Annotated in this window: 11 protein-coding genes; 5 read left to right on the top strand and 6 right to left on the bottom strand. The window is 65.2% G+C overall.

Going from position 1 to position 17,678, the window contains the following annotated elements:
• Positions 1-6 precede the first annotated feature (6 nt).
• From WN72_RS19945 to WN72_RS19930, 4 genes are read left to right on the top strand one after another with little or no spacing between them, the layout of a single operon-like run.
• Complete coding sequence (locus WN72_RS19945) at positions 7-477, top strand: 3-hydroxyacyl-ACP dehydratase FabZ family protein (RefSeq protein ID WP_092216444.1); 471 nt, start codon at positions 7-9, stop codon at positions 475-477.
• Entirely contained in the window at positions 474-1,679 is a 1,206-nt protein-coding gene (locus WN72_RS19940; protein WP_027557282.1) for a beta-ketoacyl-ACP synthase, read from the top strand. Before WN72_RS19945 ends, WN72_RS19940 begins: the two co-directional genes overlap by 4 nt.
• Before the next feature lie 52 nt (positions 1,680-1,731).
• Complete coding sequence (locus tag WN72_RS19935; RefSeq protein ID WP_027557281.1) at positions 1,732-3,009, top strand: beta-ketoacyl-ACP synthase; 1,278 nt, start codon at positions 1,732-1,734, stop codon at positions 3,007-3,009.
• A 9-nt stretch (positions 3,010-3,018) separates the two neighbouring features.
• Positions 3,019-3,951 carry a lipid A biosynthesis lauroyl acyltransferase gene (locus WN72_RS19930; RefSeq protein WP_027557280.1) on the top strand — a complete coding sequence of 311 codons (933 nt, stop codon included), beginning with the start codon at positions 3,019-3,021 and terminating at the stop codon, positions 3,949-3,951.
• A gap of 124 nt (positions 3,952-4,075) precedes the next feature.
• On the opposite strand, the gene WN72_RS19925 is transcribed toward WN72_RS19930, so the two are convergent.
• Positions 4,076-5,812: a tetratricopeptide repeat protein gene (locus WN72_RS19925; protein ID WP_092216443.1), complete on the bottom strand. Its 1,737-nt coding sequence runs from the start codon at positions 5,810-5,812 to the stop codon at positions 4,076-4,078.
• Between the two features lie 186 nt (positions 5,813-5,998).
• On the opposite strand from WN72_RS19925, the gene WN72_RS19920 reads away from it, so the two are divergent.
• Positions 5,999-10,690: a beta strand repeat-containing protein gene (locus WN72_RS19920; protein ID WP_167380846.1), complete on the top strand. Its 4,692-nt coding sequence runs from the start codon at positions 5,999-6,001 to the stop codon at positions 10,688-10,690.
• Positions 10,691-10,843: 153 nt separating this feature from the next.
• Here the strand turns inward: WN72_RS19920 and WN72_RS19915 are convergent, their stop codons facing one another.
• The 5 genes from WN72_RS19915 to WN72_RS19895 form a co-directional block, all read right to left on the bottom strand.
• Positions 10,844-11,956 carry a polyamine ABC transporter substrate-binding protein gene (locus WN72_RS19915; protein WP_027557278.1) on the bottom strand — a complete coding sequence of 371 codons (1,113 nt, stop codon included), beginning with the start codon at positions 11,954-11,956 and terminating at the stop codon, positions 10,844-10,846.
• 7 nt (positions 11,957-11,963) lie between these two features.
• On the bottom strand, positions 11,964-13,142 hold the full coding sequence (locus WN72_RS19910; RefSeq protein WP_092216441.1) for an aminotransferase: 1,179 nt from the start codon (positions 13,140-13,142) through the stop codon (positions 11,964-11,966).
• 8 nt (positions 13,143-13,150) lie between these two features.
• Positions 13,151-13,477: a rhodanese-like domain-containing protein gene (locus tag WN72_RS19905; protein ID WP_027532212.1), complete on the bottom strand. Its 327-nt coding sequence runs from the start codon at positions 13,475-13,477 to the stop codon at positions 13,151-13,153.
• Positions 13,478-13,648: 171 nt separating this feature from the next.
• Positions 13,649-15,577 (bottom strand): potassium transporter Kup, encoded by a 1,929-nt coding sequence (locus WN72_RS19900; RefSeq protein ID WP_027557276.1) that lies wholly within the window; start codon positions 15,575-15,577, stop codon positions 13,649-13,651.
• Positions 15,578-15,720: 143 nt separating this feature from the next.
• On the bottom strand, positions 15,721-17,619 hold the full coding sequence (locus tag WN72_RS19895) for a potassium transporter Kup (protein ID WP_167380845.1): 1,899 nt from the start codon (positions 17,617-17,619) through the stop codon (positions 15,721-15,723).
• Between the last annotated feature and the right edge of the window lie 59 nt (positions 17,620-17,678).

Raw genomic sequence — 17,678 nt, 5'->3', positions numbered from 1 at the left:
GCGGTCATGCAACTCGAATACTTCCACATGATCGATCGGATCGTCGACCTCAAGGTCGACGAGAAGAAGATCGTCGTCGAGGCCCAGGTCCCCAAGGAGAGCACCATCTTCGAGGGGCACTTCCCGGGCTATCCCCTGATGCCCGGCGTGCTGCTGATCGAATCGATGGCGCAGGCCTCGGGCTGGCTTCAGCTCGGCGTGTTCAAGTTCGAGCGCATGCCGATCCTGGCTGCGGTGAAGGAAGCCAAGGTCCGCGGCTCGGTGTTCCCCGGCGACCTCATGAGCATCGAGGCGAGCCTCACCCATGAGGGCTCGGGCTATGCCATGACCGAGGCCAAGATCCGGGTCGGCGGCAAGCTGCGCGCCAACTCAGCGCTCACCTTCACGCTGATCCCCTTCCCCAATGCGGATATGCGCGGCTACATGGCGAAGGTCGCCGAACGCGTCGGCTTTCCGCAACAGGCCGTATCGCCATGACTGACACTGCTTCGAAGCCCGGCCAGACGGAAGTCTGGATCACCGGCATTGGGCTTGCCACCTCGCTCGGCGAGGGCCTCGACGCCAACTGGGCCGCGCTTGAAGAGAAGCGCATCAATGTCGACGAGAAGGGCTTTGCGCCAAACGTCGTGCATCCCTTGATGCCCGTCTCCTTCGACAGCCAGATCCCGAAGAAGGGCGACCAGCGCCAGATGGAAGCCTGGCAGCGCATCGGCACCTACGCTGCCGGCCTTGCACTCGACTCCGCGGGAATCAAGGGCAACAAGGACATCCTGGCGAAGATCGACATGGTGGTCGCCGCCGGCGGCGGCGAGCGCGATCTCAACGTCGACAGCGGCGTGCTCACGGCCGAGGCCAAGGGGGCGAACGCGCCCGGCTTCCTCAATGAGCGGCTGATGAGCGACCTCAGGCCGACGCTGTTCCTGGCGCAGCTCTCGAACCTGCTCGCCGGCAACATCGCCATCGTGCACGGCTTGGGCGGCACCTCGCGCACCTTCATGGGCGAAGAGGTCGCGGGCGCAGATGCGGCCCGCATTGCGCTTGCGCGCATCGCCTCGGGCGAGAGCGACATTGCGCTGGTCGGCGGCTCGCATAATGGCGAGCGCAAGGACCTGATGGTCCTCTACGAATTCGGCGACTTCAACTTGAAGGACAAGTTCGCTCCGGTGTGGGCGCGCAAGGACCACCCCGGATTCGCGCTCGGCTCGGCCGGCGCCTTCCTGGTGCTGGAGTCGAAGGCGCATGCGGAAGCGCGCGGCGCCAAGCCGTTTGCAAAGCTGTCGAGCGTCGTTGCCGACCTCGCCCGGCGCAAGCAGCCCGGCGACATGGCCGCGACCTTGGAGAAGCTTTGGGAAAAGCTGCCGAAGCGCGAGGGCAAGGGCGCGATCATCTCGGGCGCGACCGGCACCGAGCCCGCGACCAGCGAGGAGCGCAGCTTCCTGAAGAATCATACCGACTTCCCGGTGCGCTCGACCGGCACGATGTTCGGTCACACCATGGAAACGCAGTTCCCGCTTGGCATCGCGCTCGCCGCGCTGTCGATCTCGCGCGGCGCACTGTTCCCGCCGAACGATTTGACCGGGACCGAGATTGAAATGCAGGGGGCGCCCACCCAGATTGTTGTGGTGGGAGCCGGACACTGGCGCGGCGAAGGCATGGCGCTGGTCGAGGCGGTGAGCTGAAGCGCGTCCGCGCTTTGGCTGGATGACGCTCTAGCTCTATCGGGGGATCGACATGACTGCACCACGCGACAAACTCGGGCGTCCCGTCGTCGTCGTCACCGGCATGGGCATCATGACCTCGCTCGGCAACGGCAAGGCCGACAATTGGGCCAAGCTCGTGGCCGGCGAATCCGGCATCCGCACCATCACGCGCTTTCCGATCGAGGGCCTGAAGACCACGATGGCCGGCACCGTCGATTTCGTCAGCGTCGATCCGTTCTCCTCCACCGCCCTGTCCGAGCGGATGGCCGAGATCGTGACGGAGGAAGCGCTCGAGCAGGCCGGCATCGGCGCCAAGGCCGATTTCCCGGGTCCCCTCTTCCTCGCCGTTGCGCCGGTCGAGGTCGAATGGCCGCAGCGCCGCGAGCTCGGGCGCGCCGTCGGCGCGCTCGACATCAACTATGACGATTTGCTGCGCATCTCCGGCGGCGGCAAATACACCGCCTATCATCACCGCTTCATGTTCGGCTCGGTCGCAGCCCACCTCGCCGAGACCTTCGGCACCAAGGGCTCGCCGATCTCGCTGTCGACGGCTTGCGCCTCGGGTGCGACCTCGATCCAGCTCGGCGTCGAGGCGATCCGCCGCGGCGAGACCGACGCTGCACTGTGCGTCGCGACCGACGGCACCGTGAATCCGGAGGCGCTGGTGCGCTTCTCGCTGCTCTCGGCCCTGTCGACCCAGAACGATCCGCCGCAGGCGGCCTCCCGCCCCTTCTCCAAGAACCGCGACGGCTTTGTCATGGCCGAAGGCGCCGGCGCGCTCGTGCTGGAAAGCTATGAAGCGGCAACTGCGCGCGGCGCAAAGATCCTCGGCGTGATCGCCGGCTGCGGCGAGCTCACCGATTCCTTCCATCGCACCCGCTCCTCGCCCGATGGCAAGCCGATCATCGGCTGCATGAACAAGACGCTGGCCGATGCCGGCATGACGCCGGACCAGATCGACCACATCAACGCGCACGGCACCGCGACGCCCGAGAACGACAAGATGGAGTTCAACACGACATCGGCCGTGTTCGGCGATCTCGCGCAGAAGATTCCGGTCACCTCCAACAAATCGATGGTCGGCCACACCATCTCGGCCGCAGGTGCAGTGGAGGCGATCTTCTCGCTGCTCACGCTCGAGCATCAGCGCATCCCGCCGACAATCAACTATGACAATCCGGATCCCACGATCCTGTTCGACGTTGTCGGCAACAAGGCGCGCGATGCCCGCGTCACCGCGGTGATGTCGAACTCGTTCGGCTTCGGCGGCCAGAACGCCTCGCTGATCCTGACGCGCGAACCGGCCTGACCCGGACGCATGGCGCTGATTTCTCTCGGCACGAAGATCCGCGCACGCAATGCTGCCAAATCGATCAGCGGAAGCCTGATCGGCGCTGCCACCGTCGGCATGTTGCGCACCACGCGCTATTTCGACCCGGTCAAGACCTCGGACTTTTTCGCGCGCGTCACCAAGACGATCGGCCCGCGTCTGCGCGAGCATCGCATCGGCCGCGCCAACCTCACCGCGGCGTTTCCCGAGAAATCGCCGGAGGAGATCGAGCAGATCCTGATGGGCGTGTGGGACAATCTCGGCCGCGTCGGCGCCGAATTCGCCCATATGGACCACGTCTGGGACTACGACCGCGAGCATCCGGAGAAAAGCCGGATCGAAATCCCGGCGCGCAGCATCGAGTTGTTCGACCAGATCCGCGACGACGGCAAGCCGGCGCTGATCTTCGCCGCGCATCTGGCCAACTGGGAGTTGCCGGCGCTCGCCGGCGTCGCGCACGGGCTGGACGCCGCGATCCTCTATCGCCGCCCGAACATCGCCTCCGCCGACCGCATCATCCAGGAGATGCGCCAGGTCAACATGGGCACGCTGATCCCGGCGGGCCGCGACGCACCTTTGCGGCTGGGTCAGGCGCTGAAAGAGGGCAAGCACGTCGCGATGCTGATCGACCAGTATCTGACCGGCGGCGTCGAGGTCACCTTCTTCGGCCGCAAGACGCGCGCCAATCCGACGCTGGCCCGCCTGCTCCGCCAGGTCGAATGCCCCATCCACGGCGTCCGCATCATCCGCCTGCCCGGCGGCCGCTTCACCGGCGAGCTGACCGAGGAAATCCCGCCGGTGCGCGATGCCGACGGCAAGATCGACATCCAGGGCACGATGCAGGCAGTCACCAGCGTGGTGGAGAGCTGGGTGCGCGAGCATCCTGAGCAGTGGCTGTGGCTGCACAGAAGGTGGCGGTAGGCGCCCCATTGTTGTCATTCCGGGGCGATGCGAAAGCATCAAACTACGGTGCGCAATTGCGCACCTGAGAATCTCGAGATTCCGGGTCTGGTGCTTACGCACCATCCCGGAATGACGCAGAACTTCACTGCTCCGGCAGTCCAGCATCCACCTCGGCCTGCACGACGCGCTCCCAGGCTGCGATGCAGATCGGACTTGCGTTCTTCATCGGCGGCCAGACGCTTTGTCTGTTCGTGCCGGGCCGCAAGCGCAGCCCCTCCGCGATCGCGGCCTTCGCCTCCTCGGCCCGGCCCGTTCTCTGATAGGCGGCAGCGAGCAGGAAATGCGAGCGGCCCGTCCCCGGCGTGATGGCGATCGAACGCTGCAGCCACGGCAGCGCCTCCTCGTAGCGGCCCATCAAGGCATGCGCCGTGCCTACGCCGAGCAGCCAGGTCCAGCGCGAGGCCGGCGGCGTGTCGTAGCGATCGGCTTGCTGGAACGTCGCGAGCGCATCCTCGAAGCGGCCGAGATAGATCTGGCCCAATCCGATCAGATAGAGCGCAGACCCGTTCCACGGATCGAAGCTCAAGGCCTTGGCGCAGGTGACAACGCTTTCGACGAAATGGTTGGTCGCGCTGAGGAAGCGGCAAGTGGCCTCGAGCACCGGAATCGAATTCGGCTTCGACCGCAATGCCTGCTCGAGCGTCGCATTGGCCCTCCCCTCGACCGCAGCAGCCTCCTCCGGGCCGAACCAGACCATCTGGATGCCGCGCATCTGCAGCGAGGCGAGCGCGACCGCGATGTCGAGATTGTCAGGATCGTCAGCGAGCGCCTTTTGCAGCATGGCCTGCGCCGCGCCGAAACGCTCGCGCGTGGTCTGGTTGATCGAGGCGAGCGCCTGCTCGACGGCCACCTTGTCGCCGCCGACCGAGGATTTGCGGCTCGCAGATGACGATCCGCTCGGCTCCAGAATCTCGTTGAGACGGCGCGCGAGCACATGACCGACGCCGGCAACGAGCCGCGACTGCGCAAGTTGCGCGTCCGCATCGTCCGCGGCGACCGAAGCTGCAACGACCGACTGAACCTCGCCGGTCGCGGCCTTGACGATACGCGCGCGCAGCGTCCAGGATCGATCGCCATGCTGCAACTCACCCTGCAGCTCGTAATCGGATGATGCGGCGGATGCAGCAGTGCCGTCGCCGCTCCTGGCCGCCATGCGTGGCGCAACCACGCTGATGTTCTGGATCTTGGCAAAGCCATCCGTCAGACGACCGGTGACCTCTGCCGCCATCGCCGCGCCACGCGGGTCGTTGCTGTCATCAGCGATCGGCATCACCGCGAGCCGCGGCGGCGTTCGCCTGAACAGAAGGTCCGGCTTCAGCACGGGCGCGGCAACCGCAAGCCCCATGACGATCACAAAGAGCGCGGCCACGGCGGCGACCGTGGCCTGCCGGCTCAAGCCGAACATCGCGCGCCGCGACCTCACGGGCGGCACAGCAGCCTCGGCCGGCGGCAGGGGCGCGACCTCGTCGCCCGGGTCCGGCCGGGCCTGCTCGGCCTGCACCGGGCCGGATTCGGGCGCAGCCTCAACCTCCGCCGCCAGCAGGTAGCCGCCGCCGGAGGCGAGCTTGATCAACTGCCGCCGGTCGTCGCCGAGCGCGTTCCGAAGCTCTCGGATGCATTGGAACAGGCTGTCCTCGCCGACATGGACATTCGGCCAGACCGCCTCCATCAGCTCCTGCTTGCTGAGCACCCGGCCGCCGCTGGTGGCAAAGAGCCGAAGCATCTCGAACGTCTTGGGCCGGAGCTTGATCGGCGTGCCATCGGCACCGCGCAGCTCCGCGCGCGGCAGGTCCAGCTCGAAGCCGGCGAAACGAAGCAAGTGATCCCCCAAAACGTCTCTCAAGGTGGCCCATATAGCGGAAGTCTGCCGAAAATGCCCGGAAATCGGGTCTGAAGCGCAAATATCAGAAACTTTCAGAAACTGGCCAACCCCTTATCAGGACACCAATCCCCACCCGATGCGATGAATCCGGTCGAGGACTCGGACCGCGTGTTGGGGGAAGTGGTGAGGACGGGGAAAGATTATTTTAAAGCGACCCGCCACCTGCGGGCCGCCCTGCTGACGTCGTCGGCGCTGGGCCTGGCCTGGGCGCTACCGTCCGCGCCCTCGCGCGCCGCCGCGAATGGCACCTGGCTCACCTCGCCCGGCAGCAACGATTACGGCAACGGCGCCAACTGGGACGGCGGCTTCGTGCCTGTCGGCACGGCCTCGTTCGGCACCTCCAATACCACCAGCCTGGCGATCTCGAGCGCCAGCGTCGGCGGCTGGACGTTCAATGCCGGCGCCGCGAACTACGTTTTTGACGTCAGCGGCCAGTTGAACTTCACGGGCGCCGGAATCACGGTCAATGGCGGCAGCGTCACGATCAACTACAACGTCAGCTTTTCGACGTCCACGTTCACCGGTTCAAGCACCGCGGGCGACGCCACCCTCAACGTCAACAGCGACCTTGCGTTCTACGGCAACAGCACGGCCGGCAATGCCACGATCAACAACAACAGTCAGATCGAGTTTTTCACGACCGGCCCCCTCACAGCCGGCTCGATCGCGGGCAGCGGGGTATTCGACCTTGGCGGCAACCAGCTGACGGTTGGCTCCAACAATCTGTCGACCGTCGTAACCGGCCAAATAGTCGACGGGTCGCTGGTCAAGATCGGCACGGGCACGCTCACGCTGTCGGCTTCCAACACGTTCGGAGGCGGCGTTACGCTCAGCGCGGGGACGCTGGGGCTTGCCAACAACAATGCAGTCGGCACTGGCGCGCTGACGATATACGGCGGGACCGTAGCCTATGCCGATGGCATCGCCATCGGCAATGCGATTGACCTTCGCGGCAGCGCAACGCTCGATGTCACGACCGGCAGCGCGACCCAGGCAGGCGCCATCGGCCAAACCGGCGGCGCGTTCGGAATCGTGAAGACGGGCACCGGCACGCTGATCCTGAGCGGCGCCAACACTTACACCGGTGGCACCACGGTCAACGGCGGCCTGTTGCAACTCGGCAGTGCCGGCGGCGTCGGCTCCATTGTGGGGACCGTCAACGTTGGCGCCAACGGCAGGTTCAGCGTCGTCAACGCCGACACCAGCGGCATCACTGACATCTCCAACGCCGGTCTCACGGTGTTCCAGAACGCAAACAGCGCCGGCTCCGCGACCATCTCAAATAGCAGCACCCTCTATTTTTCCGACACGAGCACGGCCGGCAACGCCTCCATCACCAACAGCTCCTTCGGCGGGCTCGGATTCGCTGGATTCGCCACAGCGGGCAATGCGAGCATCACCAACAACGGGGGCATATCTTTTGTCGGCAACAGCACGGCCGGCAGCGCGACTATCACCAACGGCAGCGGCGGCCTGCTCTCTCTCTTCGACAACGCCACGGCCGGCAGCGCAACCATCACCAATAACTACAATATGTTTTTCTACGCCAATAGCACGGCCGGCAACGCCACGATCACGAACAATGCCTCCCTGAATTTCAACGACCATAGCACTGCTGGCGGCGCGACAATCACCAACAGCGCCACAGGCAACGTCTACTTCAACAATTCGAGTTCGGCGGGCAGCGCGACGATCACCAGCGACAACAACTACCTGTATTTCAACGATACCAGCACTGCGGGCAGCGCAAACATCACCAACAGCGTCAACAGCAGAGCCATTTTCCAAGGAAACGCCACGGCCAGCAACGCAACCATCACCAACGGCGCCTACCTTTATTTCTACGGCAGCAGCACGGCCGGCAACGCTGCTATCACCAACAACAATTGGCTGTCTTTCAACGACACCAGCACGGCAGGCAGCGCTACTCTCACCAACAATCGCTGGCTGTATTTCTACAACGACAGCACGGCTGGCAGCGCGGCCATCACCACGTCCAATTTGCTGGTTTTCCGTGACAATTCCACGGCCGGCAACGCCTCCATCACCAACAGCAACACCATTAATTTCGTCGTCAGCAGCACCGCCGGCAGCGCGACGATTACCAACAATGCCGGCGGCACGACCTCCTTCCAGGACAACTCGACCGCCGGCAATGCGCAACTGATCAACAACGCGGCCAATGCCGTCTTCGATTTCTCGGGCAGCACCGGCCCGAACGGCGACCACAAGCTCAGCGCCGGCTCGATCGCCGGCAACGGCACCTTCTCGCTCGGTGCCAACGAGCTCACGGTCGGCAGCAACAATCTGTCGACCGCCGTCAGCGGCGTGATCGCCGATGGCGGCGCGAGCGGCGATACCGGCGGTTCGCTGGTGAAGACGGGTACCGGCACGCTGACGCTGTCGGGCGCCAACACCTATACCGGCGGCACCACCTTCGCCGGCGGAACGGTCAGCGTCTCATCGGACGCCAATCTCGGCGACCTCGCGGGCAGCCTGACCTTCAACGGCGGCGCCTTGCAGGTCACTGGCACGGCATTCACCGCCACCACGCGCACCATCAACTGGGGCGCAGCAGGCGGCACGTTCGACATTGCGAACGCCGCCAACAATTTCACCGTCAGCCAGACTCTCAGCGGCGGCGCGCTGACGAAGTCCGGCGCCGGCACGCTGACCTTGACCGGCGCGGACACATTTTCCAGCGTGACGGTATCCGCCGGCACGCTGGTGTTCCTCAACAACTCTGCCGGTAGCGCTGATATCGCCAACAACGCGCAGTTGACGTTCTACGGCAACTCCACAGCCGGCAGCGCGACCATCCACAACAGCGGCAATGTGCTGTTCGACGGCAACTCCACGGCCGGCAACGCGCAGCTCGTCAACACCACCTCCAGCGCCGTCATCGACTTCAACACCCCCGGCCCGGGCAGCGACGGCAAAATCAGTGCCGGCTCGATCGCCGGCGACGGCCACTTCAACCTCAACGGCGAGGAATTGACGGTTGGCGGCAACAACCTGTCGACCACCGTCACCGGCGTCCTCACCGGCGACGCACACAACACCGGAACATCGCTGATCAAGGTCGGCACCGGCACGCTGACGCTTTCGGGCATCAACACCTACACCGGCGCAACGATCGTGAACGGCGGCACGCTGGCGGTGAACGGCTCGATCGCGTCCTCCAGCGGCGTCACCGTGAACAGCGGCGGCACGCTCGGCGGTGCTGGCACCGTCGGTAACACGACGATCGCGAGCGGCGGCACGCTGGCGCCGGGCAATTCCGTGGGCACCCTCACCGTCAGCGGCAGCCTCACCTTCAGTGCCGGCAGCTTCTACCGGGTCGAGGTCTCCACGGCTGCCGTGGACCGGACCAATGTCTCGGGCACCGCGACGCTCACCGGCGCCACCGTGCAGGCGGTAGCGATTCCCGGCAGCTTCCGGAGCCAGACCTACACCATCCTCAATGCGACCGGCGGCTTTGGCGGAACGCAGTTCGCCGGGCTAAGCGTGAGCGGCAGCTTCAGCCCCACGCGCAATCCGCATCTCACCTACGACCTCAACAACGTCTACCTCGTGCTCGATCCCGGTACGATCGCGCTGCCGGCGGGCACCGGCGCCAACCAGAGCAACGTGGCCGGCGCCATCAACGGAGCCGTCGCAAGCGGCGGGACGCCGCCGGCCGGCTTCGATGCGCTGCTCAACATGGGCCAGCCGCAGCTCAACGGCGCGCTCGGCCAGGTCTCGGGACAGCCAGGCGCCGCCGGCACTCAGGCCTCGTTCAACGCCATGCAGCAGTTCGTCGGCATGCTCGATCCGCTTGGCGGCGGCGCGGATGGCGAGCGCGGCGCAAGCGCTGGCGATGGCGGGACGCTGGGCTACGCTTCGACCGCACCGAACGACGCAAGAGTACGCGAGGCCTACGCCGCGGTGACGCCGCGCGATGCAAGCGGCGATGTCATCGACCGCCGCTGGGGCGTCTGGGCCTCTGCTTACGGCGGCGCCAGCACGTTGAACGGCAACGCCGCGGCTGGTTCGACCACCACAAGCAGCCGCATCTACGGTACCGTCGTGGGCGCTGACTATCGCGTCTCCCCGAACACGCTGCTTGGCTTCGCCCTCGGCGGCGCTGGCTATAATTTTACGCTGTCGGACAGTCTCGGCGGCGGCCGCGCCGATCTGTTCCAGGCCGGCGTCTACGGGCGCCACACATTCGGGCCGGCCTACCTCTCGGCAGCGCTGGCCTATGGCTGGCAGGACGTCACCACCGACCGCACCGTGACGGTCTCAGGCACCGACAAGCTGACTGCGAATTTCAAGGCCAGCACCTTCTCCGGCCGCTTGGAAGCCGGCTGGCGCTTCGCACCGATTCCCGCCTCGACTTTCGGCGTGACGCCCTACGCAGCGGTGCAAGTCACCACCTTCCACCTCCCCGGCTACGGCGAGACCGCGATCGTCGGCAGCAACCAGTTCGCGCTCTCCTACACCGCGCAGGACACCACCAATGTCCGCACCGAGCTCGGCGCTCGCACCGACCAGCGCTTCCTGGTCAGCGACGGCGTGCTGACCTTGCGCGGCCGCCTCGCCTGGGCGCACGACACCAACACCAACCGGCTCGTCAGCGCGGCCTTCCAGACGCTCCCCGGCGCGGCGTTCACCGTCAACGGAGCGCAGCCTGCCGCGGACTCCGCACTCGTTGGCGGCCGCGCGGAGATGAAATGGAAGAGCGGTCTCTCGCTCGCAGGCACGGTCGAGGGTGAGTTCTCCCAGAGCACGCAGACTTACACGGGCAAGGGAACGGTGCGTTATGAGTGGTGAGCGGCGCTGCGCGCGGTGTTGCGCCCGCGTGTCGATTAGGCCAGCCCGGATCGTGACTTAGGCGCCGTCACCGACGGTGACCCGCAGATGGCGCTTCTACTGTGCAAGGGGTTGTTTTGCGGATTTGGTTTGCCGGGCTGGTTCCCGAGCCGACTACCGCCCCGTCTTCACCTTGGTCCAGAGCCGGTTGATGATGCGCTGCGTTGCCGGCTCGCGCGCCGTGATGACGAACAGTTTTGAAAGCGTCGCCTCGTCCGGATAGATGTTCTTGTCGTTCAGGATTTTTGGATCGACCAGCTTCTGGCTGGCGAGGTTGCCGCTCGCGTAGGACAGGAAGTCCGAGTTCTTGGCGGCGACGTCGGGGCGATAGAGATAGTTGATCAGCTCGTAGGCCTCCTTGACGTTCTTGGCATCCGCGGGGATCGCGAGATTGTCGAAGAACATCTGCGCGCCCTCCTTCGGAATGGCGTAGCCGATCTCGATGCCGCTCTTGGCTTCCGCCGCGCGGGCGCGGGCCTGCATGATGTCGCCGGACCAGCCGACCACGAAGCAGATCTCGCCAGTGGCCAGCGCGCTCAAATATTCCGACGAGTGAAACTTGCGCACGGACGGCCGAACCTTGGCGACGACGTCGGCGGCCTTCTCGAGGTCCGCCTGCTTGGTCGAGTTCGGATCGAGCCCGAGATAGTTCAGCGCCGCCGGAAAGATGTCGTCGGCGGAGTCGAGCATGTGGACGCCGCAGTCCTTGAACTTGGCGAGGTTCTCCGGCTTGAAGACGATGTCCCAGCTGTCGATCTTGGCGTCGGGTCCGAGGATCTGCTTCACCTTGGCGACGTTGTAGCCGATGCCCGTCGTGCCCCACATGTAGTTCGCGGCAAAATCGTTGCCGGGGTCGTAGGTCGCGAGATGCTTGGTCACCATCGGCCAGGCATTGCCAAGGTTCGGCAGCTTCGACTTGTCGAGCTTCTGGAAGATGTTGGCCTTGATCTGGCGCTGCAGGAAATAGGCTGTGGGCACCACGACGTCATAGCCGGACTTGCCGGCCATCAGGCGCGTCTCCAGCGTCTCGTTGGCATCGAAGGTGTCGTAGACCACCTTGATGCCGGTCTCCTTGGTGAAGGCCTCAAGGACATCCGGCGCCATGTAGTTGGACCAGTTGTAGAAGTTGACGACGCGTTCCTCGGCTCCCGCTGGAGCGGAGAGCAACGTCAGCGCGGCGGCGATTGCAAGACCGAGGCGAAACCGCGAGCGGCTGACGTTCGTCATCTCAAATCTACCTCTTGCGTCCACGCACCGCGTCCGACAGCCGCTCCAGTGCGGTGTCGAGGGTCTCGTCCTTCTTGGCAAAGCAGAAGCGCACCACCGAGGTCACCGGGTCCTGCTCGTAGAACGCCGAGACCGGGATCGCCGCGACCTTGTAGTCTTTGACGATCCGCCAGCAGAACTCGGTGTCGCTTTCGTTCAGCCCGAGCGGCGACAGGTCGACGGTGAGGAAGTAGGTGCCTTGCGACTTCAGCACCGGGAAGCCGAGGCTTTCGAGGCCCTTGGTGAGACGGTCTCTGCTCCGCGTCAGGTCCTTGCGCATCGACAGGAAGTAGTCGTCGGACTTGCCGAGACCGTAGGCAACGGCGGCCTGCAGGTTCGGCGCGGTGGTGAAGGTCAGGAACTGGTGCACCTTGGCGGCGACGCGCAAGAGCGGCGGCGCGGCGCAGACGAAGCCGATCTTCCAGCCGGTCAGCGAAAAGATCTTGCCGGCCGAGCCGACCTTGATGGTGCGGTCACGCATGCCGGGGATGGTGATCAGCGGGATGTGCTTGTGCTCGTCGAAGGTGACGTGCTCCCAGACCTCGTCGCAGATCGCGATGACGTCGAACTCCTGGCAGTAGCGCGCCAGGAGCTCGAGGTCCTCGCGCGGATAGACCACAGCGGAGGGATTCAAGGGGTTGTTGAACAGCACCGCCTTGGTCTTTGAATTGAAGACACTTTTCAGCATGTCCTCATTCAGCCGCCAGTGCGGCGGCTCGAGCCGGACGAGGCGCGGAATGCCGCCGGCCTGGCGGATGATCGGCAAGTAGGAATCATAGACCGGCTGGAAGCAGACCACCTCGTCGCCGGGCTGGACCACTGCGAGGATCGCCGACGTCAAAGCCTCGGTGCCGCCGGAGGTCACCATCACCTCGCTCATCGGATCGAGCTTGAGGCCGTGCCAGTGGCCGTAATGGGTCGCGATCGCCTGGCGCAGCTCAGGCAGGCCCATCATCGACGGATACTGGTTGTAGCCGTTCAGCGAGGCGTCGGCCGCGGCGCGGCGGATGTCCTCGGGGCCCGGATCATCAGGAAAGCCCTGGCCGAGATTGATGGCGGCATTGTCGCGCGCGGCCTGCGACATCGCCTCGAAGATGGTGACAGGAAGGTCGGCGAAGACCTTGTTCAGGGACGAGCTCTTGGACATCGGGCCGATCAGCCACCGACCTTGCTGGGAAGACCCGCCGCCTTCCAACCGAGCATGCCGCCGGCCAGATGCTTGTCGTAAGGCAGGCCCGCCGCCTGCGCCGCCAGCGAGGCCGTCACCGAGCGCTTGCCGGAGCGGCAGGCGAATACGACCTCCTTGCCTTGCGGATCGGGGATGGCCTTGGGATCGAAGGTCGAGAGCGGCACCACGACGCCATAGGGGTAGGCCTCGGCCTCGACCTCGTTCGGCTCGCGCACGTCGACGAGGAGATAGCGGCCTTCCGCGACACCCTTGGAGACCTCCTCCGGAGTCAGATCCTGTACTTGATTTGCCACATCATCCTCCAACGTCGCGGGGTCCTTGCCGGGGCGATCCCGGCGGGCGGCAACCTCGCCTCTCGGCAGACGAAAATCAAGCGCTACAAAGGCTTGAGCTGCCTTGCGCAAGTTAAAGCTAAATCGCAGCGACTTGAAGTGTGCTTTGAATCCTAGGCCGGGATGCCCGGCCTAGATCGTCACCTGCGTTCCGACCTCGACCACGCGGCCGCTCGGGATCTGGAAATAGTCGGTGGCATCGTTGGCCGAGCGGCTCAGCGAGATGAACAGCCGGTCCTGCCAGCGCGGCATGCCGGAATGGGCGGCGGGCTTGAGCGCCCGGCGCGACAGGAAGAACGAGGTCGACATGATGTCGAACTGCCAGCCGAGCTTCCGGGCGATGGCGAGGGCCTTCGGCACGTTGGGCGATTCCATGAAGCCGAACTTCAGCGTCACCTTGGAGAAGGTTGGCGAGATCTGCTCCAGCTTGACGCGCTCGGCCGGATCGATGCGCGGGGTCTGCGCGGTCTCGATGGTGAGAATGACGTTCTTCTCGTGCAGCACCTTGTAGTGCTTCAGACTATGCATCAGCGCGGTCGGCGCGCTGAGCGGGTCCGAGGTCAGGAACACGGCGGTGCCGGGCACACGCTGCGGCGGCCGCTTCTCCAGCATCGCGACGAGGTCGGCGAGCGGGAACTCGAGCTTGCGCGACTTCTCGAACAGCAGCCGGCTGCCGCGCCGCCAAGTGTACATCAGCAGGATCATCAGCGAGCCGAGCGCCAGCGGCACCCAGCCGCCCTCGAACACCTTGAGCAGATTGGCGGCAAGGAAGGTGAAGTCGAGGCACAGGAACGGGACGATCAGCGCCGCGGCGGCGACCGGCGACCAGCGCCAGGCCTTCCAGACCACGACGAAGCCCATCATTCCCGTGACGACCATCGTGCCGGTCACGGCGATGCCGTAGGCGGAGGCCAGCGCGCTGGAGGAGCGGAACAGCAGCACCATCAGGATCACGGCGACCAGCAGCAGCTGGTTGATGCGCGGGATGAAGATCTGGCCGGAATGGGCCTCGGACGTATGGCGAATTTCGAATCGCGGGAGCAGACCGAGCTGGATCGCCTGACGCGTCAGCGAATAGGCGCCGGTGATGACGGCCTGGCTCGCGATCACGGTCGCCATGGTGGCCAGCACGACCATGCTGCCGCGCAGCCAGCCTTGCGGGAACAGCTGGAAGAACGGGCTCACGATCGCCCCGGGGTCATCCAGGATGAGCGCGCCCTGCCCCAGATAGTTCAGCGCCAGCGACGGCAGCACGATGAACAACCAGGCGGTCTGGATCGGCCGCTTGCCGAAATGGCCGAGGTCGGCATAGAGCGCCTCGGCGCCGGTCACCGCCAGGAACACCGCGCCCAGCGTCACGAAGCCGATGATGCCGTGGTGGAGCATGAACGACACCGCATAGAGCGGGTTCAACGCGAACAGAATTTGCGGCTGCCGGATGACCGGCCCGATCGCCGCGACCGCAATCACGGCAAACCAGACGCACATCACCGGGCCGAAGAACGCGGCGACACGGGCTGTGCCGCGCGACTGCACGGCGAACAGGCAGACCAGGATCACAACCGTGAGCGGAACGATATAGGGCTCGAAGGTCAGCGTGACGTCCTTCATGCCTTCGATCGCCGACAGCACCGACACAGCCGGGGTGATCACGGCATCGCCGTAGAACAGCGCGCCGGAGATGATGCCGAGCAGGACGATGGTGGCCCCGCCGGTGCCGACCGCGCGCTGGGCCAGCGCCATCAGCGCCAGCGTGCCGCCCTCGCCATTGTTGTCGGCGCGCAGCAGGATCACGACGTATTTGAGCGTCACCACGACGATCAGCGCCCACAGGATCAAGGACACCACGCCGAGCACGGCCGCCGTCGTCGGCGCGCCCTCCGCGCCCGAGGCGGCCAGCACAGCCTCGCGGAACGCGTAGAGCGGGCTGGTGCCGATGTCGCCATAGACGACGCCGATGCTGCCAAGCGTCAGCGCGCCGAAACCGGCGGTGGTGTGGGCCTCGCCATGCCCATTGGCCGCCGCCGTTTCCGGGGCGGAAATCGCTACGTCGCTTGTCATGGGAGAGCCCGATGGCCTCTAAAAATGCTTCACTGCACAACGGCGGAAGAGCGCGCGGCTTATAGTCCTGCGCTGCCGGCATAGCCTAGCCCGATTCTGGGCCCTCGCCATGCGAATTTCGCATGGGTTCAGCAGTTGCGTTTTCAAATAGTCACTTGGGTTCCGACTTCAACCACCCGCCCGGTGGGAATCTGGAAATAGTCGGTGGCGTCGTTGGCGGACCGGCTCAGGGCGATGAACAGATGGTCCTGCCACAGCGGCATGCCCGACTGGGCCGACGCCTTCAGCGACCTCCGCGACACGAAGAACGACGTCGACATGATGTCGAACTGCCAGCCCTGCTTGCGTGCGATCGCAAGCGCCTTGGGCACGTTCGGCTGCTCCATGAAGCCGAAGCGCAGGCGGACCTTCGAGAACTTGTCGCTGATCTTCTCCATCCGGAACCGTTCGGAGAGATCGACCCGCGGCGTATGCGCGGTCTCGATGGTCAGGATCACGTTGTGCTCGTGCAGCACCTTGTTGTGCTTGAGATTGTGCAGCAGCGCGGTCGGCACGAAGGCGGGATCGCTGGTGAGGAACACCGCGGTGCCCTTGACGATGTGCGGCGGCCTCTTCTCCAGGCTCCGGATCAGGTCGTCCAGCGGCACCTCGATCCGGCGCGTCTTCTGGATCAGGATTCCCGAGCCCTTCCGCCATGTCCAGATCGTGCCCGCCATGGCCGCACCGAACAGCAGCGGCACCCAGGCGCCTTCGAGCAGCTTGAGCAGATTGGCGCTGAAGAAGGTCATGTCGACCATGACGAAGGGCAGGATCACGACCGCGGCGGTCGCGGCGCGCCAATTCCACAGCTTCCAGATCACGACGAAGCCCATGATGCCGTCGGCCACCATGGTGGTGGAGACTGCGATGCCATAGGCCGAAGCCAGATTGCTGGGCGTGTGGAACAGCAGGACCAGCAGCATCACGCCGATCAGCAGCAGCCGGTTCACCCGCGGCAGATAGATCTGACCGGCATGGGTCTCGGAGGTGTAGCGCACCTCGAAGCGCGGCAGGAGGCCGAGCTGCACCGCCTGATAGACCAGCGAATAGGCGCCGGTGATCACCGCCTGGCTCGCGATCACGGTGGCCGCGGTCGCAAGGCCAACCAGCGGCAGCACGAGGCTCTCGGGCACCATGCGATAGAAGGAATGTTCGATCGCGCTGGGATCAGACAGCACCAGGGCGCCTTGTCCGAAATAGTTGATCAACAGCGAGGGCAGCACAAAGAACATCCAGGCCGACTGTATCGGCTTGCGGCCAAAATGGCCGAGATCGGCGTAGAGCGCCTCGCCGCCGGTGACCGCCAGGAACACGGCGCCGAGCGTCACGAGACCAATCGTGCCGTGCAACAACAGGAATTGCAGCGCGTAGTAGGGATTGATCGCCGCCAGCACCGTCGGATCGTCGGCGATGTGGACGGCGCCCATCACCGCAAGGCAGGTGAACCAGATCACCATCACCGGCCCGAACGCCGAGGCCACCAGCGCGGTGCCCTTGCTCTGCACCGCGAACAGCAGCGCCAGGATCAGGACCGTGAGCGGCACGACATAGTGCTCGAACGCAGGCGTTGCGAGCTTCAGTCCGTCGACCGCCGACAGCACCGAGATCGCCGGCGTGATCATGGAATCGCCGATGAACATGGAGGCGCCGACCACGCCCAGCGCTAGCAGGAACCAGCTCCGACGTCCGAGCGCGCGCTGGCCGAGCGCCATCAGCGAGAGCGTGCCGCCCTCCCCGTTATTGTCGGCGCGCAAGAGCAGCAGGACGTATTTGGCGGTGACGACGATGAACAGCGCCCACAGGATCAGCGAGAGCACGCCAAGCACGATGACCCGCGAGACCGGCTCGCCACCGGCGGCGCCCCGTACCGCCTCGTGGAATGCGTAGAGCGGCGACGTGCCGATATCGCCGAAGACGACGCCAATGCTCCCGAGCGTGAGCGCCCAAAAGCCTGTTTTGACCGGCCCTTCCTGGGCCTCGGTCGATGTAATGCTCGCCGCCATGAGGGTGGAAAACGCTTCTTCCCTTGAATTGATCCGGCGCCTTTTGACGCTTCCTGCGC

Origin of the sequence: Bradyrhizobium arachidis, from assembly GCF_015291705.1 — a bacterium.
Taxonomy (GTDB): Bacteria; Pseudomonadota; Alphaproteobacteria; order Rhizobiales; family Xanthobacteraceae; genus Bradyrhizobium; species Bradyrhizobium arachidis.
The sequence above is the reverse complement of the archived record's forward strand: the minus strand, read 5'-3'. Positions and strand labels throughout refer to the sequence as shown.

What these genes read in the sequence shown, in the direction of transcription:
- WN72_RS19940 (WP_027557282.1), top strand. Translation starts at nt 474, where the DNA reads ATGACTGACACTGCTTCGAAGCCCGGCCAGACGGAAGTCTGGATCACC.
- WN72_RS19895 (WP_167380845.1), bottom strand. Translation starts at nt 17,619, where the DNA reads ATGGCGGCGAGCATTACATCGACCGAGGCCCAGGAAGGGCCGGTCAAA.
- WN72_RS19910 (WP_092216441.1), bottom strand. Translation starts at nt 13,142, where the DNA reads ATGTCCAAGAGCTCGTCCCTGAACAAGGTCTTCGCCGACCTTCCTGTC.
- WN72_RS19915 (WP_027557278.1), bottom strand. Translation starts at nt 11,956, where the DNA reads ATGACGAACGTCAGCCGCTCGCGGTTTCGCCTCGGTCTTGCAATCGCC.
- WN72_RS19900 (WP_027557276.1), bottom strand. Translation starts at nt 15,577, where the DNA reads ATGACAAGCGACGTAGCGATTTCCGCCCCGGAAACGGCGGCGGCCAAT.
- WN72_RS19935 (WP_027557281.1), top strand. Translation starts at nt 1,732, where the DNA reads ATGACTGCACCACGCGACAAACTCGGGCGTCCCGTCGTCGTCGTCACC.
- WN72_RS19930 (WP_027557280.1), top strand. Translation starts at nt 3,019, where the DNA reads ATGGCGCTGATTTCTCTCGGCACGAAGATCCGCGCACGCAATGCTGCC.
- WN72_RS19945 (WP_092216444.1), top strand. Translation starts at nt 7, where the DNA reads ATGCAACTCGAATACTTCCACATGATCGATCGGATCGTCGACCTCAAG.